23 protein-coding genes are annotated in these 25,734 nt (G+C 42.2%); 10 read left to right on the plus strand and 13 right to left on the minus strand.

The features are described 5' to 3' along the window. Positions 1–319 precede the first annotated feature (319 nt). Positions 320–850: a CIA30 family protein gene (locus ACSX1H_RS04035; RefSeq protein WP_439182385.1), complete on the plus strand. Its 531-nt coding sequence runs from the start codon at positions 320–322 to the stop codon at positions 848–850. A 10-nt stretch (positions 851–860) separates the two neighbouring features. Then, positions 861–1,367, plus strand: coding sequence for a lipocalin family protein (locus ACSX1H_RS04040; RefSeq protein ID WP_439182387.1), 507 nt, complete (start codon positions 861–863; stop codon positions 1,365–1,367). Positions 1,368–1,421: 54 nt separating this feature from the next. On the opposite strand, the gene gap is transcribed toward ACSX1H_RS04040, so the two are convergent. From gap to ACSX1H_RS04090, 10 genes are all read right to left on the minus strand, one after another. After that, positions 1,422–2,429, minus strand: coding sequence for a type I glyceraldehyde-3-phosphate dehydrogenase (gap, locus tag ACSX1H_RS04045; protein WP_439182388.1), 1,008 nt, complete (start codon positions 2,427–2,429; stop codon positions 1,422–1,424). 285 nt (positions 2,430–2,714) lie between these two features. Next, positions 2,715–3,224, minus strand: coding sequence for an HPP family protein (locus tag ACSX1H_RS04050; RefSeq protein ID WP_439182389.1), 510 nt, complete (start codon positions 3,222–3,224; stop codon positions 2,715–2,717). Further along, a complete protein-coding gene (locus tag ACSX1H_RS04055; RefSeq protein ID WP_439182390.1) occupies positions 3,221–3,754 on the minus strand; it encodes a TetR/AcrR family transcriptional regulator in 534 nt (177 codons plus the stop codon). Before ACSX1H_RS04055 ends, ACSX1H_RS04050 begins: the two co-directional genes overlap by 4 nt. A gap of 188 nt (positions 3,755–3,942) precedes the next feature. After that, on the minus strand, positions 3,943–4,077 hold the full coding sequence (locus ACSX1H_RS04060) for a hypothetical protein (RefSeq protein ID WP_439182391.1): 135 nt from the start codon (positions 4,075–4,077) through the stop codon (positions 3,943–3,945). A 205-nt stretch (positions 4,078–4,282) separates the two neighbouring features. After that, on the minus strand, positions 4,283–4,774 hold the full coding sequence (locus ACSX1H_RS04065) for a hypothetical protein (RefSeq protein ID WP_439182392.1): 492 nt from the start codon (positions 4,772–4,774) through the stop codon (positions 4,283–4,285). 158 nt (positions 4,775–4,932) lie between these two features. Continuing rightward, positions 4,933–8,226 carry a YCF48-related protein gene (locus ACSX1H_RS04070; protein WP_439182393.1) on the minus strand — a complete coding sequence of 1,098 codons (3,294 nt, stop codon included), beginning with the start codon at positions 8,224–8,226 and terminating at the stop codon, positions 4,933–4,935. A 213-nt stretch (positions 8,227–8,439) separates the two neighbouring features. Then, positions 8,440–9,630 (minus strand): S8 family peptidase, encoded by a 1,191-nt coding sequence (locus tag ACSX1H_RS04075; protein ID WP_439182395.1) that lies wholly within the window; start codon positions 9,628–9,630, stop codon positions 8,440–8,442. Positions 9,631–9,997: 367 nt separating this feature from the next. Further along, positions 9,998–12,385: a polysaccharide biosynthesis tyrosine autokinase gene (locus ACSX1H_RS04080; RefSeq protein WP_439182397.1), complete on the minus strand. Its 2,388-nt coding sequence runs from the start codon at positions 12,383–12,385 to the stop codon at positions 9,998–10,000. Continuing rightward, a complete protein-coding gene (locus ACSX1H_RS04085; protein ID WP_439182399.1) occupies positions 12,369–13,145 on the minus strand; it encodes a polysaccharide biosynthesis/export family protein in 777 nt (258 codons plus the stop codon). Before ACSX1H_RS04085 ends, ACSX1H_RS04080 begins: the two co-directional genes overlap by 17 nt. 4 nt (positions 13,146–13,149) lie before the next feature. Further along, the gene (locus tag ACSX1H_RS04090; RefSeq protein WP_439182400.1) at positions 13,150–14,352 is read right to left on the minus strand and encodes a hypothetical protein; all 1,203 of its coding nucleotides are present in this window, start codon (positions 14,350–14,352) and stop codon (positions 13,150–13,152) included. 221 nt (positions 14,353–14,573) lie between these two features. Here ACSX1H_RS04090 and ACSX1H_RS04095 point away from each other — a divergent pair, with 221 nt between their 5' ends. Further along, entirely contained in the window at positions 14,574–14,933 is a 360-nt protein-coding gene (locus tag ACSX1H_RS04095) for a BlaI/MecI/CopY family transcriptional regulator (RefSeq protein ID WP_439182401.1), read from the plus strand. A 5-nt stretch (positions 14,934–14,938) separates the two neighbouring features. Next, positions 14,939–16,513: a carboxypeptidase-like regulatory domain-containing protein gene (locus ACSX1H_RS04100; RefSeq protein ID WP_439182402.1), complete on the plus strand. Its 1,575-nt coding sequence runs from the start codon at positions 14,939–14,941 to the stop codon at positions 16,511–16,513. A 69-nt stretch (positions 16,514–16,582) separates the two neighbouring features. Here ACSX1H_RS04100 and ACSX1H_RS04105 read toward each other — a convergent pair whose 3' ends face one another. Next, complete coding sequence (locus ACSX1H_RS04105) at positions 16,583–17,254, minus strand: hypothetical protein (protein WP_439182403.1); 672 nt, start codon at positions 17,252–17,254, stop codon at positions 16,583–16,585. Between the two features lie 156 nt (positions 17,255–17,410). Between ACSX1H_RS04105 and dapA the strand changes: the two genes are divergently transcribed. Together dapA and ACSX1H_RS04115 are read left to right on the plus strand one after the other, a co-directional pair. Beyond that, positions 17,411–18,301 (plus strand): 4-hydroxy-tetrahydrodipicolinate synthase, encoded by an 891-nt coding sequence (gene dapA, locus ACSX1H_RS04110; RefSeq protein WP_439182404.1) that lies wholly within the window; start codon positions 17,411–17,413, stop codon positions 18,299–18,301. A 134-nt stretch (positions 18,302–18,435) separates the two neighbouring features. Further along, on the plus strand, positions 18,436–19,176 hold the full coding sequence (locus ACSX1H_RS04115; protein WP_439182405.1) for an NADPH-dependent oxidoreductase: 741 nt from the start codon (positions 18,436–18,438) through the stop codon (positions 19,174–19,176). Positions 19,177–19,232: 56 nt separating this feature from the next. On the opposite strand, the gene ACSX1H_RS04120 is transcribed toward ACSX1H_RS04115, so the two are convergent. Together ACSX1H_RS04120 and ACSX1H_RS04125 are read right to left on the minus strand one after the other, a co-directional pair. Beyond that, on the minus strand, positions 19,233–20,303 hold the full coding sequence (locus ACSX1H_RS04120; protein ID WP_439182406.1) for an Ldh family oxidoreductase: 1,071 nt from the start codon (positions 20,301–20,303) through the stop codon (positions 19,233–19,235). Then, positions 20,304–21,062 (minus strand): SDR family oxidoreductase, encoded by a 759-nt coding sequence (locus ACSX1H_RS04125; protein WP_439182407.1) that lies wholly within the window; start codon positions 21,060–21,062, stop codon positions 20,304–20,306. A gap of 211 nt (positions 21,063–21,273) precedes the next feature. Here ACSX1H_RS04125 and purL point away from each other — a divergent pair, with 211 nt between their 5' ends. From purL to porT, 4 genes are all read left to right on the plus strand, one after another. Beyond that, positions 21,274–23,499 carry a phosphoribosylformylglycinamidine synthase subunit PurL gene (purL, locus tag ACSX1H_RS04130; RefSeq protein WP_439182408.1) on the plus strand — a complete coding sequence of 742 codons (2,226 nt, stop codon included), beginning with the start codon at positions 21,274–21,276 and terminating at the stop codon, positions 23,497–23,499. Between the two features lie 88 nt (positions 23,500–23,587). Continuing rightward, entirely contained in the window at positions 23,588–24,106 is a 519-nt protein-coding gene (locus ACSX1H_RS04135) for a TlpA family protein disulfide reductase (protein WP_439182409.1), read from the plus strand. 110 nt (positions 24,107–24,216) lie between these two features. Further along, positions 24,217–24,945 (plus strand): bifunctional demethylmenaquinone methyltransferase/2-methoxy-6-polyprenyl-1,4-benzoquinol methylase UbiE, encoded by a 729-nt coding sequence (gene ubiE / locus ACSX1H_RS04140; RefSeq protein WP_439182410.1) that lies wholly within the window; start codon positions 24,217–24,219, stop codon positions 24,943–24,945. A gap of 44 nt (positions 24,946–24,989) precedes the next feature. Beyond that, positions 24,990–25,709 carry a type IX secretion/gliding motility protein PorT/SprT gene (porT, locus tag ACSX1H_RS04145; protein ID WP_439182411.1) on the plus strand — a complete coding sequence of 240 codons (720 nt, stop codon included), beginning with the start codon at positions 24,990–24,992 and terminating at the stop codon, positions 25,707–25,709. Positions 25,710–25,734: the final 25 nt, after the last annotated feature.

Raw genomic sequence — 25,734 nt, forward strand, 5'->3', positions numbered from 1 at the left:
CTTTTACCTGATGCAATGAATGCTGCCTGTTCCTTTTAAGGTATAATAATGGTGTATGATAATCATTCGCAGTAATTAACAGGAGCAGTTATTAAAGTCACCACCCTGTTTCTGCCAATACATCTGTTTAGTAATCTGTTATAAAATATAAACATTCTGGTGTTTTAGTGGTTTAACAAACTAAAGCGCACCTGCCGAAAACTGATGCGAACTTTTGGTGTTTAGAGTGCATCAACAGGTCGGGTAAAAGACTTTCGGGTCAATAAAGAGGTGTTTCAAATTGTTTTAATCATCCGATTGTTATTAACTGCGGGTTATCATGAAGTGGATGCTAATAATAATGTTGAGTATGGGTTTATCAGGAAAGCAGGTCATTATCGACTTTACTAAGGAGAGTGATTTAATTGGTTGGCAAGTAATTAATGACGGAGTGATGGGTGGAGTATCCGAAGGCGATTTGTTTGTCAATAAAGAAGGCCATGGCGTGTTTCATGGATTTGTTTCGACAGCTAATAATGGAGGTTTCTCCATGGTTAGGTTCCAATTTAACCCGGTTGAAGTTAAAACAGCTACCGTGGCACTTTTAAGAATTAAGGGGGATGGCAAGCGCTATCAGTTCAGAGTTAAAAGCAGTAGAAACGATCGGCACTCCTACGTTCAGTTTTTTCAAACAAATGGCGAATGGCAAGAGGTGGAAATTGAGTTGGGTGAAATGCGTCCGAGCTTTCGTGGGCAAGCACTTAAAATGCCCAATTATCCTGGTAATGTTATGGAAGAGGTGGCTTTTCTAATTGGCAATAAAAAGGCAGAGCCGTTTCGTCTGGAAATTGATTATATACACTTAAAATAGGTCTGTACTTATGAGTAGATTTCTTTTTTTAGCCCTTGTTTTAATGGTTTCCTACAGCTGTCAGGCACCCCGGGAATTATCAACGGTTGCATCGGTTAATTTTGAGCGTTATGCAGGAACGTGGTACGAAATAGCCCGGTTGCCTAATCGGTTCGAGGAGGGGTTGGATCGGGTTTCAGCCACTTATACATTAAAAAGCGATGGTGATATCGAGGTTCTTAATCAAGGCTATGATGAATCGGGTAATGTGAAAGCCAGCACGGGGAAAGCCTATTTGCCTGATGAAGGTAAGCCGGGACGCCTAAAGGTGCAGTTTTTCTGGCCTTTTGCAGGTGATTATTACATTATTGAACTCGATGAGGCATACAACTATGCTTTGGTAGGAACACCGTCGCGCAAGTACCTGTGGATTTTGGCTCGGGAAAAACAATTGCCTCAAGATAGAATAAATTACCTTGTTGAACTGGCTCAAGAGAGAGGGTTTGAAACTGAAAACCTACTTTTTGTAAAGCAATAAACACAAAAAAGGCTTCCCTTGTGAGGAAGCCTTTAATATGATTGAAAGATTCAATTATTTTACTGAATCCATGTACTCGATCAATTCACATACTTTAGCTGAGTAACCCATTTCGTTGTCGTACCATGATACAACTTTTACGAAAGTGTCAGTTAAAGCGATACCTGCTTTAGCGTCGAATACTGAAGTTTGAGTCTCACCGATGAAATCGTTAGAAACAACAGCATCTTCAGTATATCCTAAGATACCTTTCAATTCGCCTTCTGAAGCTTCTTTCATTGCAGCACAAATCTCTTCGTAAGAAGCACCTTTTGCTAAGTTTACAGTTAAGTCAACAACTGAAACATCAGGAGTTGGTACACGGAAAGCCATACCAGTCAACTTACCATTCAACTCAGGAATTACTTTACCAACAGCTTTAGCAGCACCTGTTGATGATGGGATGATGTTTTGACCAGCACCGCGTCCACCTCTCCAGTCTTTAGCTGAAGGACCGTCAACAGTTTTCTGAGTAGCAGTAGTTGCGTGAACAGTAGTCATTAAACCGTCAACAATACCGAACTTGTCGTTCAATACTTTAGCGATAGGCGCTAAACAGTTAGTTGTACAAGAAGCGTTTGACACGAAAGTCATGTCGTTAGTGTACTTAGTGTTGTTAACACCCATTACGAACATTGGTGTGTCGTCCTTAGAAGGAGCAGACATAACCACTTTTTTAGCACCAGCGTCGATATGACCCTGAGCTGATTCTTTTGTTAGGAAAAGACCAGTTGACTCAACTACATAGTCAGCACCTACAGCACCCCATGCAATGTCAGCAGGGTTTCTTTCAGCAGTAACACGGATTTCGTCACCGTTAACAATTAACTTACCGTCTTTTACTTCAACAGTACCGTCAAAGCGACCGTGTGTTGAATCGTACTTCAACATGTAAGCCATGTAATCTACATCGATCAAGTCGTTAATAGCAACTACTTGAACTGTTCCTTTAGCTACAGCCTGACGGAAAACGAAACGTCCGATACGGCCAAACCCGTTAATCCCAATCTTGATTTTTGACATTTTATTGCTTTTTTAAGAATTGTTTTAATAAGGTCTTCGAAAATGCAACGCAAAAGTAGCAAATCATAATTAAATCATCAAGGAATAAGAAAATGATTTTCTTAATAAAATTTAATTTTTAGACCCTGAAATTGCATCTGACATCTAGGGAGATAAGCGTTTTTTTGATTTTTGAAAATAGGGTAGAGGAGTAATCGCTTATTCATCAAATATTTGTAAATGAAGCACAAAATAAGGCTTCAACATTTCATCCATACCTGGTTATTGTAGCTCATAATTGGCCAGCTACTTCCAGTATTTAGGGTATTTTCTGTTGCTGCTTAGGTTGTTGAATATTAAAGCAATGGCAGTGATGATAAAGGCACCGGATAAAACAGGGTTCAAGATAAACAGAAATGATTTGGCGCCAAGGATAACAACTAAAGGATTGGCACCCGCTGGTGGATGTGTAGTGCGTGTGAGTTGCATGATTCCAATGGACAGACCAACCCCAATTGCCAATGAATACCAGGTATTCCCAAGTAAATAGAGGCAAACAAGGCCGATCAGGGTGGAAATGAGGTGTCCGCCAATGATGTTTCTGGGTTGTGCTAACGGACTGTCAGGAACACCGAAAGCCAGGACACATGTTGCTCCAAAGGGCGCCATTAGAAATGCAGATCCCGTATGATGGGTCAATAATGAAATAGCAGCAATGGCAAGAAACCCGCCTATGGCTGATGTTGCAGAAAAATGGAGGCCCAAATGCTGTGGACTAGGGTCGTTGGTTTTAAATTTTGAAAAATAGGGATTCATAAAATCATGTTTTTAAGAAGGAGGATGGTTTTTTCAATGGGTTGTTGACTGCGGTACACCTGGCTTTCAATCAGACAGGACTCGAATAGCATAAATACATGAAATGCTGTTGTTTCATTTTCTATCAGTTCAGAAAACAGATTTTGTACTTCTGTTTTGTGTTCCTGAATAATCTGATGAATCCTTAGATTGGAAGTCTTTAGCTCGGCAAGCATGTTGAGAAAAACACACCCGCTAAAGTCTTCTTTAATATTCATTGTCTTGAGGTAATCAAACGCTTTTAAAATTTTGCCATGCGTATTTTCCACTTGGCTTAGTTCATGTTGTAAACCTTCTAGCCAGGTGTTATGCCTGTGGTTTAAATAGGCGATGGCCAGCTCTTCTTTTGATTTGTAATGGTCGTAAAAACTAGCTTTGGCAACCTTTGAGTCTCTAATTATCTGGTTGATTCCCGTAGAGTTATAGCCTTGCTTATGAAATAGCTCTTTTGCAGTATCCAGTATTCTTTCCTGAGGTTTGTTTGTTTTCATAGTGCAAATATAAAGCAAAAAACAGAATAGTCTGTCTGTTTTGTGAAAAAATAAAAAAAGCAACGCGGCTTTTAGCAAATTGGCTCTAAATAATAAGGTGGATGCTTGGGTATACGACACAAAAAAGTAACATAAAAGAATGGTTTTCCTTCTTTTATGTTACGCTTTGATGCTTTTAGCTGCAGTATTTAGGCTCTGGCAGTATTATTGTCAACCATTACTTCTGCTTGTCCGTAGGCGGGACAGTCTTCGGTGCTTTTGCAAGAGCTCATCCCCAACACCAACAAAAATAGAACAGCGGCAATCAACGAAATCTTTTTCATCTTTTTTATCCTTTACTTGTCTGTAAAAATAGGAGAATATGGCAAATCTCCAAAATATTAAACTTACAAGGCTATAAACGATAAAAGTTTAATTGGGTTACATTTATATGGCTGCATCTTGCGCAACAGGCCGCTTTTATTTATGAATGGTTGATTTTTTTACATGAATTAAAAAAAGAGGCTGCATCATGCAGCCTCTTTTCCTTTAATCTTCATCTTCATTATTTTTGCGCTGTGGCCAACGAATGGTTTCATCATCTATCCATTCGGGACCAATCTGAATAGAGGTGATTGCCTCATCATCCAGCCAAATATTGATATTTTCTTTCTCAAATACATATAGCTCCTTATCATCAAAGCCATCTTCTTTCATGTCTTCTACCTCATAATCTCCCAGTTTAAGAGTTTCTAATGAAGCCAGAAAATCCTCTTTAGACATACCTACCTTAATGGCGTTATGAAGGATGAAGTTGTCTGATTCAAAGGAAATTTCAACTAATTTGTAATCCTCTTCCTTGTCAAACGACATGGAAATACCAAATTCATCGTAATAAAGTACATTCGCTTCGGCGCCTTCTCCGTAGTCTTGTACTTCCGTTTCATCGGGATCGCCTAAGTAGTTTGATACTTCATGTTCTTCCATCCCGAATTTGATGTTGCCGAATCCTATGTGCGGCAAAATGGCTTTTGGTGTCATTTTGTATTAAATAAAATTAAAAAGTTTACGGGGTAAATATAGAAAACCCCTTTGACATAATCTACTGTTTTTGCTAAGAGTAAGTTGTCAGGTTAAAAAAAGTCTGCTGACGTAAATGTATTATACATCAGCAGAATGGTTAAATATCAGTTATACAGTTAATTCCATTGAGGTACTCGGCCCTTCGTATAGGGTGCATTTAAATTATCCATTTGTTTCCTTAGAGCAGGAAGTTTAGTTTCAAGCAGTTCTTCAACCTGCTTCAATACAGGTGGAAACTGCTCTTTCAGCAGGGCAAAACTGGTTTTGGAGGTGTTTGTTATATCCGAAGTACTATTTATTTGCGCCCATATAATGCTGTTTAGGCGTTTCATTAAAGGCATTTCGGCGGGTGGAACCTCTTCCCAGCTGGCTTTGGCTTTTGGTCCGTTAAAGGCAAAGGTGATGTTATAAAGCTCTTTCTCAAGTTCATTGAGTGAAGGCAGCACCTGCTCATGAGCGCCTGTTAGGGGCAGCGCCGTTTGTTTCATGCTGGCTACTTCCTCTTTGATTTCATTTACCAGGGCGAGGGTTCCATTCATGGCTTTCGAGAGCTCACTAACTTCTCTTTGGAATACAACCATGGCTGGGCGGTCGTTGGCCGGAAGGGTGACATTATTAAGCGCTTTAACTTCAAAAGCGGATGGCCCGGCTAGCAGTTTGGCTTGTCCGTTTTTCACCTGACTAATTTCCACTGTGTATTGGCCCGGAAGCACAAATATTCCGCCTTCTCTTTTTTTGAAAGGGTCGAACTTTTTCGACTTGATGATTTCGGTGCTATTATAGCGTAAATCCCAGTTAAAGCGACTGATGCCTTTGGATGGCTTTTTAGTAAACGTACGCACTACACTGCCCGCGTCATCTTTTATGGTGACAAGCAAATAAGCTGGTATTTCGCTTTCTTCAGCTTCCAGTTGGGCCCAGCTGGGTTGAGGGATGCGTTCTCCTTTTTCAAACAGTCTTTTCTCTTTTTCTCGCCGCAGTTCACGTTGAGTTTTTGGGGTGTCTTTCTGGTAAAAAGTAAAGGTGGCGCCAAAATCAGGGTTGGGTGCTCCGTAATAAGTTGCCCCTTGTCCGTATATCTTATCCACTTGCATAAAAAGCAGGCCAGGCTTAATGGGAAACAGGTGGGCCTCTTTCTCGGTAAGCTCATTGGATAGTTCACGAAGAGGCGCATAATTGTCCAATACATAGAATCCGCGGCCAAAGGTGGCCAAAACCAAATCGTTTTCGCGCTCCTGAATAGCTAAATCGCGCACTGCTATGGTGGGGATTCCAGCCTTTAGCTGTGTCCAGTTCTGACCATCATTAATGCTAAAGAAAATACCAAACTCGGTACCTGCAAACAAGAGGTCTTTACGTTCGGTATCCTGTTCCAGAGTATGAACAGTTCCGTTACCTGGCAGGTCAGACGAAATGCTGGTCCAAGTTTTCCCTTTGTCGGTACTTTTAAGAACATAAGGTGTGAAGTCATCACTTTTCATGCCGTCAAAAGAGGCATACACCACATTTTCGTCGAAGCGCGATGCGTAAATATCGCTCACATAGGTGTGGGCTGGTACACCTGGGAAAGAGGAAATTTTGCGCCAGGTTCTTCCGTCGTCTTCTGTCACCTGGATGACGCCATCGTCACTACCCGCATAGATCAGGCCAGCCTTTAAGGGCGATTCATCCAACGATACAATGGTGTTGTATTGCGAGGTTGAAACGTCTTTAGCCACCGCATCAATGCTCCAGTATTTATCCATTACAGGCCAGGTATTGCGATCTATTTGTGCCGTCAGATCCTCGGAAATGACTTCCCAGGTATTGCCGCGGTCGGTGCTTTTAAACACTTTATTGGCTGCCATGTAAATGGTGGTTGGGTTATGCTTGCTCAAAATTAGAGGGGCATTCCAGTTCCAGCGATAGGTGAGTTCATCTTTACGTGGCTGTGGTTTGATGCTGATTTTTTCGCCGCTTTTTTTGTCGTAGCGCACCACGTTTCCATATTGCCATTCACTGTATACGATATCTGGATTGGTGGGGTCAACACGTGACCAGAAACCATCCCCAAATACCGTTACGATCCATTCGCCCGATGTAACACCAAACTCTGATGTATTGCGAACCGGGCCTCCCAAAGTGGCGTTATCCTGCGTGCCGCCATATACATTGTAGAATGGGGCGGCATTATCAACGGTGACACGATAAAATTGGGTGACTGGTAAGTTGCTTATCTGACGCCAGGCTTTTCCTTCGTCGTAGGTGATGTACACCCCTCCATCGCCACCGATCATAAAGTGTTTGTTATCGCTGGGATCAATCCATAGGGCATGATCGTCCACATGGCGGTCTTTGGTGCTCAGTTTTGTCCAGGTTTTGCCGCCATCCTTAGTAAGGTGCGAGAAGGTTTCAACCGAGTAGACTTTATCAAACTCAACCGGGTCGCAGTAAATCTCATTGTAATACTGGCCGCTGGAGTGGTGGTCACTCATCTTGTTCCACGACTCTCCCCGATCTGAGGTTCGGAAAAAACCGCCTGATTTATTGGCTGCTTCAACAATGAGGTAGAGCACATCGGGGTTTTGAGGTGAAATGGCAATGCCCATGCCTCCAATATGTTCGGTTGGCAGACCACTCATGATTTTTCGCCAGTTTTGACCAGCATCGGTCGATTTATAAACTGCTGATTCGGGCCCTCCGCCTACCTTTGTGTGCACATGGCGTCGGCGTTGTTCAGTTGTGGCATAAAGAATATCGGGGTTGCGCGGATCGCAAATAATATTGTTAACTCCTGTGTGCTCACTAATGTTAAGTACTTTTGTCCAGTTTTCGCCACCATCAGTTGTTTTATATAAGCCACGGTCGCCACCACTGCCCCAGGCCGATCCTTCTGCTGCTACATACACCACATCTGAATTGCGCGGGTCAATTAGGATCATACCTATCTGGCGCGACTCTTTCAAGCCCATATTCTTCCACGATTTACCGCCATCAACTGTTTTATAAACACCATCGCCATAGCCTAGCGCCCGTTGGTGATTGTTTTCACCTGTGCCGGCCCATACGACATTGCTGTTATTGGGATCCATGGCCAGGCAGCCAATAGAGTAGGCGCCGTATTGGTCAAAAACCGGTTCGAAAGTGATGCCTTTGTTGGTTGTTTTCCAGATGTTACCGCTGGCAACGGCCACATAAAATTCAGAGTGGTTAGTTGGGTTAACTGCAAAATCGGCAATGCGGCCTGATGTAAAAGCCGGGCCAATGTTCCGGAATTTTAGTCCGTCAACCAGCTCACTGTTGATGGGATGCTTTTCAGTATTGGAGTCTTTATTCTTCTTTTTTTGTGCAATTGTTGGTCCACCACAAAAAAGTAATGTACCCGCCAATAGGAGCGAGCAGAGTTTTCCTAACTTTCGATTGATCATCATAGATTATTTTGGAGTTGAATATTAATTTGATGAAATCGAAGATATGAAAAATCTGCTGTTTCTGAAGGAACAGACTATTTATTAGTGATTTGTTTTAAGCTCCAAATGTCGTTAGTTGAAATTAAATCTAACCCAGGGCGTTTGATTCAAAATACTACCCATTTAGCGTAAGTTAGAAAGAAGGGCCGCTGTTGGGCGACCCTCTTTAAACCTTTATAAATGTGCTATTGGATCCGGATCCCCATCCGGGTCGTTATTTACATATCCGTCTGTTGAAAGATTATTTGTGAGTAGCAATAGTCCGCAAACGTGCGGGGCTGCCATTGATGTTCCACTCAATGTGGCGTACCCACCGCTTTTGTAAGTTGATTCAATGCTGTAGCCTGGGGCGCAGAAGTCAACACTAGAACCGTAGTTAGAGAAATAGGCCCAGTTATCATTGATGTCCATGGCTGAGATGGTATAAATGTTGGGTCCATTAACCCGGGCGGGTGAATGATTGTTGGCATCATCTGATTCGTTACCGGCGGCCAGAACAAATTTGAGTTGAGAGGAAGCGTTTAATACGGCTTCATCCAATGTAGTGGAGATACCTCCTCCTAGGCTCATGTTGGCAACATCAGTAGAAGCTGCATTGGCTGCAACGTAGTCAACACCGGCAATAACTCCGGAGGTTGTTCCGTTACCCCGGCGATCAAGTACCCTAACCGGAACAACTAATGCGCCTGGTGCCACACCAACAACGCCAATGCTATTATCTAATGCAGCTACCGTTCCAGCTACATGGGTGCCGTGTCCGTTTTGATCATCGGGCGTATCTTTAGGTCCTAAGAAGACCGCCGCGCGCTGTACATCAACGTTTAGGTCGGGGTGATCCAAATCAATGCCCGAGTCAATGATCCAGGCAGTTTTGCCTGCACCACTTTGCGGAGCACCAACTCGTGTTATGCCCCAAGGCGTTATTTGAGTGGGGTCTTCGCCACCAACCGGTTTTCCCTTGCCAGATGGGGGAGCTAATGTGATGATTTTATCACGTTCAACCCTTTGAACACTCGCCTCATTTTTTAATAATTCAGCTTCGCCCTCAGAGAGTTCCAGCGAGAAGCCTTTAATGGCTTTACCATAGATGTGTTTCAGCTGTTTGCTCTTGATTTTGTTTTTTGCCAAAAGTTTGTTGGCATGTTTATAAACCTTTTCTTTTTTGGCAGAAAATGATTCGCCTGCCACATCAAAGGTTGCTTCTGTTTTGAGTACAACAATGTAATTGTTAAGATCTGTTTTAGCACTTTTAAGAGTACTTTCTGGTGTTACCTGTTCTTGCAGAATTGTGTTCTCTTTTTCACAACTGAAAAACAACATGGCCGATAAGGCGATAGCCAATGTGTAAAACAAACTTCTTTTCATGTTTTGACGATTTTTGGTGTATATTAATCCAACCAATAACCGACAAAAGATTCATATTGTCAATCAAATTACTAAAAAAGTTAAGTTGTTCACCTTGGGAGATAGCTATTTGGTTATTTTATAGGTTGTAGATTGAATATTGAGATTGTTAATCTATAACTCTAACTATCAAGGCTTAGTAGAAGTTATTATTTTCTCTAAATTGAAGTTGTGAATTTTCAGCAGCCAATTGACTTTGTTTAAGTATACATGTATTTGACTTAGATGATTGCCAAAGTTGGTTAAATAGGAATGGAGGTGATAGTTCCAAATTATATTCGGACTTTATCCAATCCTTTTTTAAGAGTTTACGGAAGGGGCATGTGGCTTAACTGCCATATCCATAGCCGTACCCATAGCCATATCCGTAGCCTTGCCCATACCCAAAACGGTTGTTTTTCACTTTAATATCATTGATAATGACTTTAAATGAATCAACATTCTTCAACCGAAGGTCGTTAAATAAATGTTTCAAAAGGTGACGGTGCGAGCGGTCGTGGCGGACAATGAACAGGTGCTGATCGGCATGTGGCAGCAGTGAAAGGGCATCAGCCACCCGTCCGATGGGGGGCGTGTCCATAAAAATGCAGTCAAACTCTTGTCGTAAACAGGCGAGTAGCTCACTTATTTGTTGGTCTCTGCTTAATAGTTCAGATGCGTTTAACGGTTTTGCACCTGCCGCTATGAAACTCAGATTTGGCTGTTCACTTTGTTGTATTATATCACCGATTTGTTGAACCTGATTGGTTAAATATTCGGTAACTCCTTGCGCGTGATTGCTCGTGTTCAGGTAGTTCTCCATTTTGGGCTGGCGCAAATCAAAATTAATCACTACCACTTTTTTCCCCATTTGCGCATACGAAGCAGCCAGGTTAATGGTGGTAAATGTTTTTCCTTCGCCCATATTGCCCGAAGTTGTCAGGAATACCTTCTGGTCTTTGTAATTATTTAGCTGGTGATTGATGTTGGCTCTGAGCGAGCGGAACGATTCGGCTACCAGCGAACCAGGCTTGGATTGCACCACAAAAGGAGCCTCGTGCTTATTGTGAATAATGTGCCCAATAATCGGATATTGTGTCAGGCTGCTAATATCTTCATTGCTTTGAATACGGTCATTAAACAACAAAATTAACCAGATTAGCCCCATCGATATCAGCAGTGCTATACCTATCGATTGGCTGTATATTTTAGAGGCTGGTATACTTATGTTTTTGGCCTGTTCGCCTCTCGCCAGGTCCAATACCTCGTGGCTGGGTAAATTGGATGCTTTAGCAATTTGCATTTCCGAGCGTCTGGTTAATAAAAGCGTATATAACTCTTCGTTTATTTCGTGGCGCCGTTGAATGGATACCAGCTGTTGCTCGTGGTGGGGCAGCTTACCCAGATTCTCTTGTGTCTGTAGAATCTTTTTTTCATTGTTTTTTATTTCATTCTGGATGGTTGCAATTGAGCTGTTGAGAACGTTAAGAATTGTGCCTTTAAGTTGTTTGACCTCAGCTTTATTGTGTGCCAGTTGAGGGATATCCTTTTTCGTTCGGTTCTCAATGTCTTCTATTTCCAGGTAGGTGGCAAACAGTTGGTTCATCAGTGTCATCAGCTGCGGATTATCCAGCTTAATGGCTGTTGGGGGAACGATTTCGTCAACTGCCTCATTCTCAAGTAAATAACTTTTTAAATAGCTGTAGTATCGGAGCTGCAAATTAAGCTCTGATTGTTGCGACTGAAAATCGCTGAGTTTGCCATAAATGGCGTTTTTTCGCACATCGAGCTCAATGCCACCGTTTTTTTTAATCACCTGTTGTATGGATGATTCGGTCAGGCTCAGTGAGTCGTGCACCTGTAAAAGCTGACTGTTGATAAAGTCAATGGTTCGTTCTTTGATTTTATTTTTCATCTGCACTTCTTTCCATAAAAAAGCCGATGTCAGCTTATTCAGAAAGGTGGTGCCGAGTGCAATATTTTGTGTTTTAAAAGAGATGTTTAAAATGGACGAATTATCAACTTCATCAATGTTGAAATTTTGAAAGTGTTCAACGCACTCGTGTTGGGTTTTAAATTCGAACTTGTATTGCGCCTTTTTAACTGGTTTTTGTGTGGTATTGATAGCAAATGCACAATAGTCTGTAATAAAATATGTATTAACAGGCAGTATGGTGTCTACTGCTAAATTCGCCACATTTTTTTCAATTTTTTCTGTTTGATAACTATATAAAGAAGCTTGCTCTTTATGTGTGGTCAGATGGATGCTGCTGTCGTTCAAAAATTCAACAGCAAAAGTGGTATGCAAAGGCTGAAGGTGCGTTTGCAGGTAATCCACCTTGAAGCCCGGTGTTGGGTATACAAGAAGTTGATTGCCGTAAGCATCTTCCTGAAACACTCTGATTTCAAAGCCCAGGCCGTTAATCGTTTGTTTAATAAATTCGTAGGACTTTAAAACTCCTTTCTGATTGTTGATTTTAGTGGTTGCTTTGTTTAACTGCGGCAGGCCCAAAATGTTGTTGGGATCCATTTCTTTTTCATCCTGAACCAGCAGTTTGGTCGTTACAAGATACTCAGGCAATGAAGTGGCATTAATATAAAAAGCAATGCAAGCTGCTGTTGCCAGCGCAATTGCCATTAAGGGCCAGTATTTTAAGCCTCTTAATGCAAGCTTTATATAATGCTCAAAATTGACCTGAGTATTTGTACCTGCTTCCATATTATTTTGTGATTGCATAAATTGATAAGGCTATCGAGATAACGCCAGCCACAAGTCCGTATGGGAACTTTTCAAAGGCGTAGGTTTTCGAAGGCCTTGGTTTAATGTAAATAACGTCATCGGGTAGAAGAAATAGGTATTCCGACTCCAGAATTTTGCTATCTGTTAAGTCAAGCTTTTTCACGATGCTGCCGTTGGCACTTTTTCTCACGAGTGTTACGTCGTCAGCCATGGCAAAATCTTTTAAACCACCCGCCATGCTCACCGCCTGAAGGATTGTAATCTGCTCCCGGTCAATCGAATAGCTGCCTGGACTTTGCACTTCACCTAAAATGGAAATGCGGAAATTAACTAATTTTATTTGTACGGTTACGTCTTCAAAATACTCTTCTACAGCTCCCTGTATGGCATTTTGTGCCTCTTCTATAGTCAGCCCTTTTACCATTACCTTATCAATAAATGAATATTGCACATAGCCTTCTTCATCCACTTTGTAGGAGTTCAGATAAATGTATGAGTCGTTCATCAGCTCAGGGAAATCAGAACGGAAAAATTTCGATGTTTTAACATCAGAGCTATATACTTTCAAATACAGATTGTCGCCGTAATTAATTTTATAGGCGTCTCTTTGTGAGTTAACAAACTCCTGACTATAGTCGGCAATTGTTAACGGCTGTATAAGCTCTGTTTTTTTTAGGCTTATACATGAGCTTGAGATAAGAGTAAAACAAACCGCCACGGTGATGGCTAGTTTGTTCAGTAATTGATCACGTTTCATAGTATTATTTGTTTAACCTTGTTAACTTTAGTGCATCACTCATTTCAATCTTTTGACCATTTAAATAGGCAACCGGAAAGGATCTGGTCGCTCCAATCATCTTCCATTTTTCAATGGTCAACCTATAGGATGAGCCAATCGTAATCTGGTATTTATACCAGCCTTCTTCTTTAATTTCACGTACCCGGTCGTGTCCGTTATGTAACTGAGCTATTTCTTGGCTTGTCAGCGGAGTTCGGCTGGCCGCCAATTGAAGTACAAAAATGAGCTCTTGCGTTTTAGGCGTTTGCTGATAAATATGCTTTACGGTATTCCACAGATCGAGGCGCTCTTCTCCTTTGTAGGCCACCAGGAATGCATTTCTATACCCATAGGTACTAATGGTGGTGCGGGCCTGTTGGTAATTTTCGCCCGCTGCAATTTGGTATTTATACCATTGGTCTTCTTCAATGATACGCACCTGTTCCGGGTCGACCTTCAACTTTTTAATTTCGTAGGGACTTAAAGCTTCCCGGCTGGCTGCCAACTGAATATAGTATTCAATAGTTGTGTTGCTGTCCGTGTACTCTGATGGCTCACTGGTGTGATTATTATACTTCTGTTCAGTAATTTGTGTGCCTGACGGGCTCGTATTAGAGGCTATCAGCTCGGCACCTGTGTCTGGTTTTTGTTTATCAGAAGCTGTTTGCTGGGCATAGTCATTGCTGCTGGGTTGTTCATACTTATAGTCGGTCTGGTTCAATGGTTTATGCATGTACTGATACCAGGCTTGTGCTAATGATGTTTTGGTGTAAGTGATATCGTACTCATGAATAAACAGGCTGTTTGGGCTGCTTTTTGACCGAATTATTTTTTGGGTATTGATGTTTGGGTGTTTATAAGCGGATGGCACCTTGTTGATGGCAGCAGGCTTGACTTTAAAGGTATCTGCATAATTGGTAAAAGGGCTGTATCCTTTTACTACAGTGAGTGTCGAATCGGAAATGGCAGGCGTGTTTGTGCGGTGTGCACTGCTATCTTTTGACGAAGAAGGATTACCGGCCCAATGCCCTTTGACGATTGGAGTGAGCGGTTTGGCTGTGTCAGTTTCAACGGAGCAGGTATCATCAAAAATTAAAACATCCTTATTAATTACTGTCGTTTGGGCATTGCCAATGAGACAATGCACGAGCAGGTAGCCACAGAGGGCTATTATTTTCGAATCCATAATATAGTTTTTCCCAACAAACAGCGCTTACGTCTCATTCATACAATGGTTACATTTATTTTAACTTCGACCGAAGATTTTTTTATCTAAAGGAATAGTTGAAATACTAAAAAAATAGTACTATAATTGTAGTAGTGTATTTTTTATGGTCACTTTTTCCAGAATGAAGTGATGTTCATATTGGTTTTATCGATAACTATATATTATATAAATAAATAATCATGAAACAGTTGACTAAAGCGGAAGAGGAGGTAATGCAAATTCTGTGGACAATCGGAGAGGGGGTTGTAAAGGATATTCTGTCAGGATTTACAGATAAACAACCCGCCTACAATACGGTTGCAACGGTATTAAAAGTTTTGAAGGGAAAAAAGGTGGTAGACTTTAGGAAGGTTGGAAACGTCTATGTTTATTATCCATTAATTTCAAAGGCAGACTATTCTTCGTTTCAGATGAAGCACCTTTTGAAGAACTATTTTGGAGGTAGCTTTACCCGCTTAGCTGCGTTTTTTGCGAAAGACAATAACATGACAATTGAGGATTTGGAGGCGATGTTAAAAGAGGCAGAACAAAAGAAATAGACCTTATGGAACTACTTACCTTTTTTGCAAGATCAATTCTTGTATCGTTCCTTTTCTTAATTGTTTATCAGTTATTCTTAAGCAGGGATGCGCATTATGTTGCTAATCGCTTTTTTCTGCTAGGAGGGCTGTGGGCATCGCTGATGTTACCATTTGCGGAGTTAAATTATTCGGTGGTTATTGATGTCGTTGATGGAGCTGATGGAAGGGCGTTGGTTAGTATTGCAGACACTGCTATTGATGCTATGCCTGCGGTTGAAAAGAGCATGGTTAGTTGGCCGCAACTGCTTTTGGCGGCTTACGGTTTGATTGCAGGAGTTTTTGTATTGCGTTTGGTGGTAATGGTTATTCGTATGCAGCGCCTGGCAAATGCTTCGGAGCAGCTGCTGATTGATGGCGTTTTAGTTTGCATTAACGAAAAAGTGGATGAACCATTTGTTTTTGGGAAACGTATTTTTCTGAAAAGCAAGCATTACCTGACACCACAGAATGCTGAAATACTGGTTCATGAGCGCGAGCATTTAATGCAGCACCATTGGATTGATGTATTTGTCAGTGAGCTGGTAATTGCCGTTCAGTGGTACAATCCGTTTGCATGGTACTATGCCCGACTGGTCAAACAAAATTTAGAATTTTTAGCAGATCGGGGCGTGTTGAAAAAGGGCTTTCAATTGAATAAATACATACAACATATTATTTGTGAAACAATGGGAGCGGAAGCGTCAGTGCTAGCCAATCACTTCCGGTTCTCCCAAAATAAACGACGACTAAAAATGATGAAAAATGACAAAAATTCCAAATGGCGACTCTTGAAGTTGCTGCTGGTGCTGCCACTTGTTGGTAGTTTGCTTTGGGCTTTTAGTGAGCCTGTTTATGAGTATCGTTCTAATTCTGAAACAATAAACGACACGCAACCTCAGGAGAAGAAATCGACTTTTATGATGAAAGGAAAAGCGGTTGTATTTGATAAATCATTTGTTCAGGATGATGGAAAAATGACGGTTGTTCAAAAGCCATTGCCAGGTACTAGTATTATTATTAAAGGCACAACACGGGGGTGTGTGGCCGATATGAAGGGAGAATTTGAATTGGAAGTTGCTGAAGATGATATACTGGTCCTGTCTTTTGTCGGCTATAATACACAGGAGGTTAAAGCTGATAAGGTTATTCCTAAGCTTATTACCATGGTTCCTTCAGTCTATGAACTGGAGCCATCAGAAATAAAGGCAAGGCCCAAGGGTGAGCCGATAATTGAACCAAATACGAAGGATGGGAAGCCTGTCTTTTTTATTGTGGAGGAGATGCCTTCTTACAATGAAGGAGAGGAAACATTTGCTAACAAGCTTCAAAAAAAGGTAGATGCTGTTAAGCAAAAAGAAGAATTAAATGGAAAAGTCAAAGTTCAGTTTATTGTAACTGAAGATGGCCAATTAAAAGATATTAAGGCTATTAACCGTGTAAATGAAATAGAGGCAAAGTATGCTGTTAAAATTATTTCGGAATTGAATGACTGGAAGCCGGGCAAGCAGCGTGGTAAAGCAGTGGCCACAAAGATTGTGATGCCAGTGGAGTTTGACTGATAGTAAGAAGTTGATAAAGAATAGCCCTTAAGTTTATGAAAGCAGAAGGGCTATTTTTTTTTTAGACAATTATTTCTGTTTATAAGCTGTTTTTAAGTTCTTCAGAATGGTAAAACCTCTATCCACATCTTCATCGTTTACTATGATGGTGAATTCATTTGTAGTGGAAATTACTTCTTTAATATTTACTCCTTCCCAGGCAATGGCTTTTAGAATGTGGTAGTAAAAGCCTGTTATCTGCACGTTAGCGGCTGGCAGCTTAAGGGTAATAGCCGAAAGCTCTCCTTGCTTAAGTAAACACTCTTCTTCTGCAAAGTATTTTTCAACCAGTTCTTCGTATGTCGAACTGACCACCAGATTCGATTCAAAAACCCCTCTCACAAGTGTGTAGAAGACATCCTGCTGATTGCTGATGTCATGCATCACCTTTGTGTGGCTGTTAAAAATGGTAGTGCTGTTGCGAAAGGTGTAATCCGTTAGGTTTGAACGGACAATGATATCACCTAATGATTCGAGAAGTTTCTGAAGATTTCGGTTCAGCGAATAGTCTAGCTGTGGGGTCAGTCGGTTCAGTGCCATTACAATAGCGCCCTGTTTCACAGGTTTTTCAGTAAGTTTTTCCACCATTGGTTGTATCTGCCGCGCTAGCGACGATATGTTTAGGAGCCCTTCGCAGAGCGCTTCTATAACAAATGGTTTGACTTTAATGACTGATTCAACAGCCTGACTAACTGTTTTCATGGTTTCTGATTTTGTGACAAAGATATAAAATGTTAAGATATTAACAAAGTGTTATAAAGAAGTTTTTTTTGTTGAAAAACTTTTGTAAGCCCAAAGCATTTGATATTTTTGACACTTGATAAGAAGAATTGTATTATTGGTCGAAACGATATAGGGATGAAGAAATTTGATTTAAAAGGCTCAGTGGTAGCTATAGTAACTCCATTTAAAGAAAATGGTGAGATTGATGTGGAAGCCTTTGATAAATTGATCGACTGGCATCTGGAAAACGGGACGAACGGAATTGTGGTGTGTGGAACAACGGGTGAAACGCCTGCCTTAACTGGCGATGAGGATGCTTTTTTAATTGAGCGGGCCGTGAAACAAGTAGCTGGTCGTATACCTGTAATTGCTGGTACAGGCAGTAACTCCACCGAAGAATGTATTAAATACACGCGCAATGCTAAAGCAATGGGGGTTGATGCTGTATTGGTGGTTGGACCCTACTACAATAAACCAACCGATAAAGGCATGTATATCCATTTTTCATCGGTTGCACAAGCTGTGGATATACCTATCATTTTATACAATGTACCAGGACGCACAGGTTCCAGTATTTCAGTTGATACGGCCATAAAATTGGCTAATGAGTTTCCCAATATAGTTGGAATTAAAGAAGCATCGGGCGATTTAGCATTGTTTGCCGAACTTGTTGCCAAGCGCCCCGATGGATTTGTGATATATAGTGGCGATGATTTTTTGGCTGCACCGGCCAATATTTTGGGAGCAGATGGTTGTATCTCAGTAATTGCCAACGTCATTCCTAACGATTTTGCACAGCTAATGGAGGCTTCGTTGAATGGAAAGGTAGAGGTAATGAACGAATTATTCTATAAATATCGCCAGCTGATGGATTTGATGTTTGTTGAGTCGAATCCCATGCCTGTCAAAACGGCTTTAGCCGCCATGGGAAGAGTGAATGAGGTATTTCGTTCGCCTATGTGCTCCATGGATGCAGAGAATAAGAGTCAGCTTCTGGATGAACTTAAAAAACTAAGTATTATTTAAATATTTAAGTTGTTGTTGGATTGGATAAAAAAGAGTGCTTCAACGGGAGTACTCTTTTTTTGTATTGGCAGACGTCATGGTATCATGTGTATATATTTTTTACATTTGAAGCACAAACTCAAAAGACAATTGTAATGATTGATATTCTTAAAAATCGCAGAACTATTCGTAAATATACCAATCAGAAGATTGAGCAAGAGCTGTTGAACGAGGTGCTGGAGGCAGGTGTTCGAGCTTCTACTACCGGTAATATGCAGGTGTATAGTGTGGTGGTAACTCGCGACGAGGCTATGAAGGAGAAATTATCGCCCTGTCATTTTAACCAGCCCATGGTGAAGCAGGCGCCCGTTACGCTTACTTTTTGTGCAGATTTTAATCGCTTTAATTTATGGTGCCAGCAAAGGAATGCCGAGCCCGGGTATGATAATTTTATTTCATTTGTAACGGCAGCTATTGATGCCCTGTTAGTGGCACAGAATGTGTGTGTGGCAGCCGAAGCTAAAGGGTTGGGCATTTGTTATTTGGGAACGACCACCTATCTGGCCAACCAAATAATTGAAGTTTTGGAACTGCCTAAAGGAGTGGTGCCTATTACCACAGTAACTCTCGGCTATCCGGATGAGCAGCCCAATCAAGTGGAGCGTTTGCCGCTGGAAGCAGTGGTGCATTACGAAACTTACAGTGATTACAGTCCGGATGATATCAATCGTTTGTACGCTGACAAAGAGAGCCTGGAAGTGAATAAGGCCTTTGTTGCCGAAAATAACAAAGAGACATTAGCACAGGTTTTCACTGATGTTCGCTACAAAAAAGCGGATAATGAGCATTTTAGTAAGATGCTGTTAGAGGTGCTTAAAAGTCAGGGATTCTTGTAATTGGCTGATAAAAAGGATAATTGGAGAAGTGCATCATGCGGTGCACTTCTTTTTTTTTACAAAGCTTTAATTCCTAATTCCTTACTCAGAGCTTTTAGATCTTGCAGTACTTGTGGGTGAATGGGGATGCCTAACTGCAGGCGTTCGGCTTCAATTGTTCGTTCCTGGTCGCCGGGTATCTGCACTTTTTCTCCGTTGACGCTATGTGCATTTCGAAACGTCTTGATCCAATTATCCATGTGTGCTTTAAAGTCTTCAGCCGGCCTAAAGGCGTCAATGCGCATCGCACCAACAAAATGTCCAATGCCCTCGCCAACCTGCTGGGGCAGAGGCGGGAGAAACGCAACAAAAGGCGGTACCCAGGGGCCGTAGTTAGCTCCGGATAAAACAGCTGAGAAAATATCTACCCAGGCACCTAAGCAATAACCTTTGTGGGAGCCACGTTGGCGATCGGAACCTAAGGGAAGCATTGCACCTCCGTTTTTCAATGCCTGATTGCTGGTAGTGGCTTGGCCCTCCTTGGTTTGTGCCCATCCTGCAGGTATGGGGGTATTCTGGCGTTCGCAGACTTCTAGTTTGCCATTGGCAGCTGGTGTAGTTGCCATATCCATCACAAATGGAGGTTGCTGACTGGCTGGTATGGCTACCGCTATGGGGTTGGTGCCTAACAGGCGATCTTTTGAAAATGTTGGCGCCACCAGAGGGCTGGCGTTGGTCATGCAAATGCCAATCATGTCGTGCTGAAGGGCTTGCATCGCGTGGTAGCCGGCAATGCCAAAATGGTTGCTGTTTTTGACAGCTACCCAGCCGGTTCCGGCGTTTCGTGCTTTATTAATCGCAATGTTCATGGCTTTTTGTGCAACCACTAATCCGGCTCCCAAATCGCCATCTACAACAGCTGTACTTGGTGTTTCGTGGGTAATTTGGATGTCGGGTTGCATATTTAGGCGCTGTTGTTGCCATAAGCGAATATAGCCGGATAGCCTGGCCACTCCGTGCGAATCAACTCCTCTTAAGTCCGCAGCCACTAGTGCCTCAGAGGCCAGTGCTGCATGTTCTGCACTGGCACCCGAAGCTAAGAAAGTGGCTTTAATAAAACTTTTAAGCTGTTTAGCTGTGTATCGCATTTACTCCTCTCTGTGGTTGTAAACAGCACTGGCTTGCGCACTTGGCATAATCAGCATGTCGTTAATATTAACATGCGCCGGACGGGTAACCATAAATTCAATGGCATCAGCAATGTCCTCCGCATATAAAGGCGTGATGCCTTTGTACACATTATCGGCTTTGTCTTTGTCGCCATGGTAGCGTACAATGGAGAATTCAGTTTCAACCATGCCCGGTGATACTGAAGAAACTTTGATATTGTAAGGCAATAGGTCTATGCGCATGCCTTTGGTGATGGCCTCTACAGCGTGCTTGGTGGCGCAATATACATTGCCATTGGCATAGGTTTCTTTGCCGGCAATGGACGACACATTGATGATGTGCCCTTGTTGGCGCTCCATCATTCCGGGAATAATAAGTTTAGAAAGGTAAAGCAGCCCTTTCACATTGGTGTCAATCATTTGTTCCCAGTCGCTCCATAAGCCATTGTAGATGGGGTCGGCCCCGGCAGCAAGCCCTGCATTATTAACCAATACATCAATGTTTAACCACTCGGCAGGTAGCTTCTTAAGTGCCGCTTCTATTTCTGATGTTACTTGTATATCGAAACACAGCGTGACCGTTTGGATGGGAAGGTTTTGTAGTTCGGTTTTAAGTTCTTCTAGTCGGGATGCTCTTCTACCGGTAAGAATAAGGTTATAGCCTTGTTGTGCCAGTTTTTTTGCGGTGGCCTTGCCAATACCGGATGTTGCACCGGTTATCATTGCTATTTTTTTCATAGAACTTACTTTAGTTAGTCTCCTTCAGTAAGAAAGGGATATAAAAATTTTTGATAAATGTTGTTTGATGGCTTTTTTTAATTGCGCTCTTCCGTTTGGTATTTGTGTTATTTTTTATACTTTCAACATGAAAAACACATTAACCGAAAACCCTTTACAAATGTATATTAAATTGTTTCTGCTTAAAAGAACAATTCAAAAATGCTGAACCATGAGCGCGAATTTACCATCATTAGAAGAAGCGGAGAAGTTAGAGTTAACTTCAGAGGAATTTGAGAAGATTAAGAGCCTGTTGGATCGCCATCCCAATGCCTTGGAACTGGAATTATTCTCCAGGTTTTGGTCTGAGCATGCCAGTTATAAAAATTCAATTAAATGGTTACGAACCCTACCAGTAAAAGGAGGGCAGGTGTTAGTTGAAGCTGGCGATGAGAGTGCGGGAGCCGTCGATTTAGGAGATGGAAATGCCTGTGTTTTTAAAGTGGAATCACACAATAGCCCGTGTGCTATACAGCCGCGTTTGGGAGCTTTTACAGGTTTGCGGGTCGTGATGCGCGATATTGTGTCGATGGGGGCTAAGCCAGCAGCTTTTCTAAGCTCCTTAAGGTTTGGCGACGGAAAGCGCGATACGGCCAGGTGGTTGTTTGAAGAGGTGGCCGAAGGTATCTGTGAATTTGAAAGAGGTTTTAAGGTGCCCATCGTGGGTGGCGAAACATTTTTCTCCAGAGGGTACAACACAACGCCAGTTGTTAATAACATGGCCATTGGTATTGTGCCTCGTGATAGCATTATCTCCGCCAAAGCCCAAGGGGATGGAAACATCCTTCTGATTGTGGGAGCCCGAACGGGTAAGGATGGCGTTGAAAGAGGCGTGTTTGAAACAGATATCCTGGCCGAGATTGATACACCACCTGTATCTATCGACCAGATGATGGATGCCTCGGTAGAAAAAGAGTTGTTTGAAGCGATACAGTACCTGAACAAACATGTGAAATTGATTGGTGTGCAACCTATCGGTACGCAAGGTGTGGCTGGTGCAGCCGTGGAAATGGCGGCCCGTGGTAAATCGGGTGTTCACATTGATGTGGAAAAAGTGCCGCAACGCCAAAAAGGACTGGAAGTAAAAGATATTTTATTATCCCAAACATGGGGAAGAGTGCTTGTCTGTATCAAGCCCGAAGAGCTGCCAAAACTGAAGGAGCTTATCGAGTCGCTTGAGGTGGCAATGGCGGTGATTGGAACAGTTACCGACTCTAATAAAGTGGTTTGCTCATATAGTGGTAGTGTGGTGGCTGAACTGCCGGTGGGAATAGCCATGTTAGGAGACGAAGCGCCCGAGTATGAGCGCGAGTATGTCGAGAATAAAGAAAAAGCCCCAGGCATTAATCTTGATATCTACGATGAGCCCGATCACTATCCGGATGTGGTTAAGAAAATGCTTTCTAATCTTAATGTTACTTCTAAGAGTTGGTTAACCAGTAAGTTTCATAAGCAAAATGGAGATGCTGATGATGGGGATGAATACCCTTCTGATGCAGCTTTTATTGATATACAAGGTTCGGATAAAGCCTTGACAGCAACCATGGATTGTAATTCGAGGTACATGAAGTCAGACGCCTTCATAGGGGCGCAAATTGCAGTGGCCGAAGCAGCACGAAATATTGTTTGTGCCGGGGGGCAGCCGCTCGCTTTGTCCGACTGTTTGAATTTTGGGAATCCGCACGACCCGAAAGTATACGGAACGTTTGTCGATTCGGTTAAAGGGATTACCAAAGCATGTAAAGATTTTGACGTGCCGGTTGTGAGCGGGAACGTTAGCTTCTATAATCAGCGCTCCGAAGATGGACAGCTAAAGCCGATAACACCAACTCCCGTTATTGGAATGATTGGAGTGGTGGCCGATAAAAAGCATCATAGTACCCTTTCATTCAAGCATAAAGGCGATATGATCTTTTTGGCGGGGCAATCGCGAAACGATGTGAATTCCTCCGAATATGCCAGTAGTATTTTGAATATTAAAAAATCGGCAGCCCCTTACTACAATGCGGAAGAGGAAATAGAACTGCAGCAGGTAGTTGCCTTGATGATACAGAAAGGACTGGTGCGATCGGTACATGACGTATCGAATGGGGGACTGTTTTTCACCCTGCTGGAATCAGGCATTCCACTGGAGTTTGGGTTTGATATAACATCAGATGCAGAGGTGCGCAAAGAGGCCTTTTTATTTGGTGAGTCTCAAAGTCGGGTGGTTGTTTCTGTTGCACCCGCCAAACAGGATGATTTTGTTGATTTTATGATGGAAACCGATGTGCCATTTTCTATTCTTGGGCACGTAACCAAAGGTGAAGTAAGGATTGATGATGAATCATTTGGTTACATTAGTGAGCTGAAGGAGGCCTTTGAACAAAAGCTGGAAACCTGGGTTGAAGGAGAGTGATTTAGAAGAAGCCTGTCGAATATGCAGTGAAAGAGAGTACTAGTGGGTTCTGGCAGGTGGTGGATGTATTAATATAGCGTAGAACAATATGAAGTTGAAATTAAGATTACTTTCAGGTGTTTGCCTGATTTTAACGGCAAGTATGCTGGTTGCATGGGTGGGTGCCGATGAAGCTGATAAGGTCAAAGTTGGAGAGCAGGCCCCGGCATTTACCATACAGTCACCCACGGGTGAATTGACGAATGAAGATTTAAAGGGGAAAGTTGTTTTGATTAATTTTTTTGCCACCTGGTGTCCGCCATGCCTCAAAGAGTTACCGGTTTTGCAGCAGCAGGTTTGGGAAAACTATAAAAATCGCGAGGACTTTGTTTTGTTAGTGGTTGGCCGGGAACACTCACGGAAGGAGCTTCAGGAGTTTGCCGCAAAAAAGGGGTTCGATTTGCCTTTTTGTCCTGATGAGGACAGGGAAGTGTTTAGTCTCTTTGCCACACAATCAATTCCCCGTAATTACATTCTTAATAAAGAAGGTAAAGTTGTTTATGCTTCCAAAGGGTACAGTACAGAGGAGTTTAATCACATGCTTGAAGTGTTGCAGACACAGTTTTAAGTAATATAAAAAAAGATATAAAGAGGATGTTGTTTTATAAGCAGCATCCTTTTTGTTAATGCACATAAATCCTCCCTTTTTTATACTTTTGACGAAAATCAATTACACAAATGACTGTAAAGCCATATACACCCGAAGGGTCAAAGAAGACACAGGTAGCGGGCATGTTCAATAATATTGCTCCCAAATATGATTTTCTAAACCACTTTTTATCATTGGGTATTGATAAGATTTGGCGAAAGAGAGCCATTAACTTACTGAAGGAGATAAAGCAACCGTTAATTCTGGATGTGGCCACTGGAACCGGCGACCTGGCTCTGGAGGCGCACCGCCGTTTGGGGTGCAAGGTTGTGGGGGTCGATATTTCAACCGAGATGCTCAAAGTGGCCCGCGAAAAAATTGCCAAGCGCCGGCTTGAGGAGGTGATAAGCGTTGAAGAAGGTGATTCGGAAAATCTGCCTTTTGAAGATAATTCGTTTGATGCAGTGATGGTGGCGTTCGGGGTGCGTAACTTCGAGAACCTGAATAAGGGGCTGACGGATATGGCACGCACCTTAAAACCGGGGGGGAAGATGGTTGTATTAGAATTTTCGAAACCAGCTTATTTTCCATTTAAGCAATTGTACCTCTTTTATTTTCGCTATATACTGCCATGGTTGGGAGGAATTATTTCAAAAGATAAAGCGGCTTATACCTATCTGCCTGAGTCGGTGTTGAGTTTTCCCGATGGCCAAAAGTTTGATGCGGAACTGGTTAAAGCCGGCATGACGCCCATCAAGCGCTATAAGCAAACATTGGGCATTGCAACCATTTATTTATCTGAAAAGAGGGCGCAATAAAATGCATATTTATCAGTTTATAAAGTAAATTCAATAAATATCTCTTGAAAAAAACCGTTCTCTTTATACTGTTCGTGCTGCAGGTGGCTTTGTTATCCGGCCAGGGTAAGAATAGCCGAATTGCCAACCTGCGTTCTTTTGATGAGCGCCCGTTGCATTTTGGTTTTCTGATAGGCATTAACACGATGGATTTTAGGGTATACAATACCGGTAAAGCCATCAACGAACAGGGAGATGTGATGTATGGAGATGTATTAACCCTCACTCCGGGGCTTAATATTGGGATTGTTTCAAGTTATAAACTGGCGAATAATCTGAATCTGCGGTTTTTGCCAGGTATCAGTTTTGGTCAGCGTAACTTAAGCTATATCCATTACGATAAAGATGGTAATTTTCTTGAGCGGGAGGAGCCCATAAAAATTAAGTCGACGTTTCTTGAGTTTCCTCTCTTGCTAAAATACAATGCTTTCAGAATGCATAATGCAAAGCCTTACCTTATTGGTGGGTTCAATGCACGATACGATCTGGCAAAAAATAAGCAGGACAGGTTACTGCTCACTTCTCTGGATGGTTATTTTGAGTTTGGTGCGGGCTTCGACTTTTACTTGACCTACTTTCGTTTGTCTGTGGAAGCAAAAGCATCTATTGGACTGGCAAATATCTTAAATCCAGATGGTACCGGGGAACCGGGTGATATGGCCTATACGCAGGCATTAAACGAGCTCAATTCCCGAATATTTTGCCTGACCTTCTATTTTGAATAAATTCAATTACTTTTGCGTTTTGATT

It is taken from the genome of Carboxylicivirga taeanensis (assembly GCF_051851475.1).
Lineage (GTDB): Bacteria > Bacteroidota > Bacteroidia > Bacteroidales > Marinilabiliaceae > Carboxylicivirga > Carboxylicivirga taeanensis.

Bases quoted from the DNA above. Each gene is read 5' to 3' on its own strand.
- ACSX1H_RS04115 (WP_439182405.1), top strand. From the start codon at position 18,436: ATGATTGATATTCTTAAAAATCGCAGAACTATTCGTAAATATACCAAT.
- ACSX1H_RS04035 (WP_439182385.1), top strand. From the start codon at position 320: ATGAAGTGGATGCTAATAATAATGTTGAGTATGGGTTTATCAGGAAAG.
- ACSX1H_RS04100 (WP_439182402.1), top strand. From the start codon at position 14,939: ATGGAACTACTTACCTTTTTTGCAAGATCAATTCTTGTATCGTTCCTT.
- gap (WP_439182388.1), bottom strand. From the start codon at position 2,429: ATGTCAAAAATCAAGATTGGGATTAACGGGTTTGGCCGTATCGGACGT.
- ACSX1H_RS04040 (WP_439182387.1), top strand. From the start codon at position 861: ATGAGTAGATTTCTTTTTTTAGCCCTTGTTTTAATGGTTTCCTACAGC.
- ACSX1H_RS04105 (WP_439182403.1), bottom strand. From the start codon at position 17,254: ATGAAAACAGTTAGTCAGGCTGTTGAATCAGTCATTAAAGTCAAACCA.
- ACSX1H_RS04080 (WP_439182397.1), bottom strand. From the start codon at position 12,385: ATGCAATCACAAAATAATATGGAAGCAGGTACAAATACTCAGGTCAAT.
- ACSX1H_RS04095 (WP_439182401.1), top strand. From the start codon at position 14,574: ATGAAACAGTTGACTAAAGCGGAAGAGGAGGTAATGCAAATTCTGTGG.
- ACSX1H_RS04085 (WP_439182399.1), bottom strand. From the start codon at position 13,145: ATGAAACGTGATCAATTACTGAACAAACTAGCCATCACCGTGGCGGTT.
- ACSX1H_RS04135 (WP_439182409.1), top strand. From the start codon at position 23,588: ATGAAGTTGAAATTAAGATTACTTTCAGGTGTTTGCCTGATTTTAACG.
- dapA (WP_439182404.1), top strand. From the start codon at position 17,411: ATGAAGAAATTTGATTTAAAAGGCTCAGTGGTAGCTATAGTAACTCCA.
- purL (WP_439182408.1), top strand. From the start codon at position 21,274: ATGAGCGCGAATTTACCATCATTAGAAGAAGCGGAGAAGTTAGAGTTA.
- ACSX1H_RS04060 (WP_439182391.1), bottom strand. From the start codon at position 4,077: ATGAAAAAGATTTCGTTGATTGCCGCTGTTCTATTTTTGTTGGTGTTG.
- ACSX1H_RS04070 (WP_439182393.1), bottom strand. From the start codon at position 8,226: ATGATGATCAATCGAAAGTTAGGAAAACTCTGCTCGCTCCTATTGGCG.
- ACSX1H_RS04120 (WP_439182406.1), bottom strand. From the start codon at position 20,303: ATGCGATACACAGCTAAACAGCTTAAAAGTTTTATTAAAGCCACTTTC.
- ACSX1H_RS04125 (WP_439182407.1), bottom strand. From the start codon at position 21,062: ATGAAAAAAATAGCAATGATAACCGGTGCAACATCCGGTATTGGCAAG.
- ACSX1H_RS04090 (WP_439182400.1), bottom strand. From the start codon at position 14,352: ATGGATTCGAAAATAATAGCCCTCTGTGGCTACCTGCTCGTGCATTGT.
- ACSX1H_RS04075 (WP_439182395.1), bottom strand. From the start codon at position 9,630: ATGAAAAGAAGTTTGTTTTACACATTGGCTATCGCCTTATCGGCCATG.
- ACSX1H_RS04050 (WP_439182389.1), bottom strand. From the start codon at position 3,224: ATGAATCCCTATTTTTCAAAATTTAAAACCAACGACCCTAGTCCACAG.
- ACSX1H_RS04055 (WP_439182390.1), bottom strand. From the start codon at position 3,754: ATGAAAACAAACAAACCTCAGGAAAGAATACTGGATACTGCAAAAGAG.
- ubiE (WP_439182410.1), top strand. From the start codon at position 24,217: ATGACTGTAAAGCCATATACACCCGAAGGGTCAAAGAAGACACAGGTA.
- ACSX1H_RS04065 (WP_439182392.1), bottom strand. From the start codon at position 4,774: ATGACACCAAAAGCCATTTTGCCGCACATAGGATTCGGCAACATCAAA.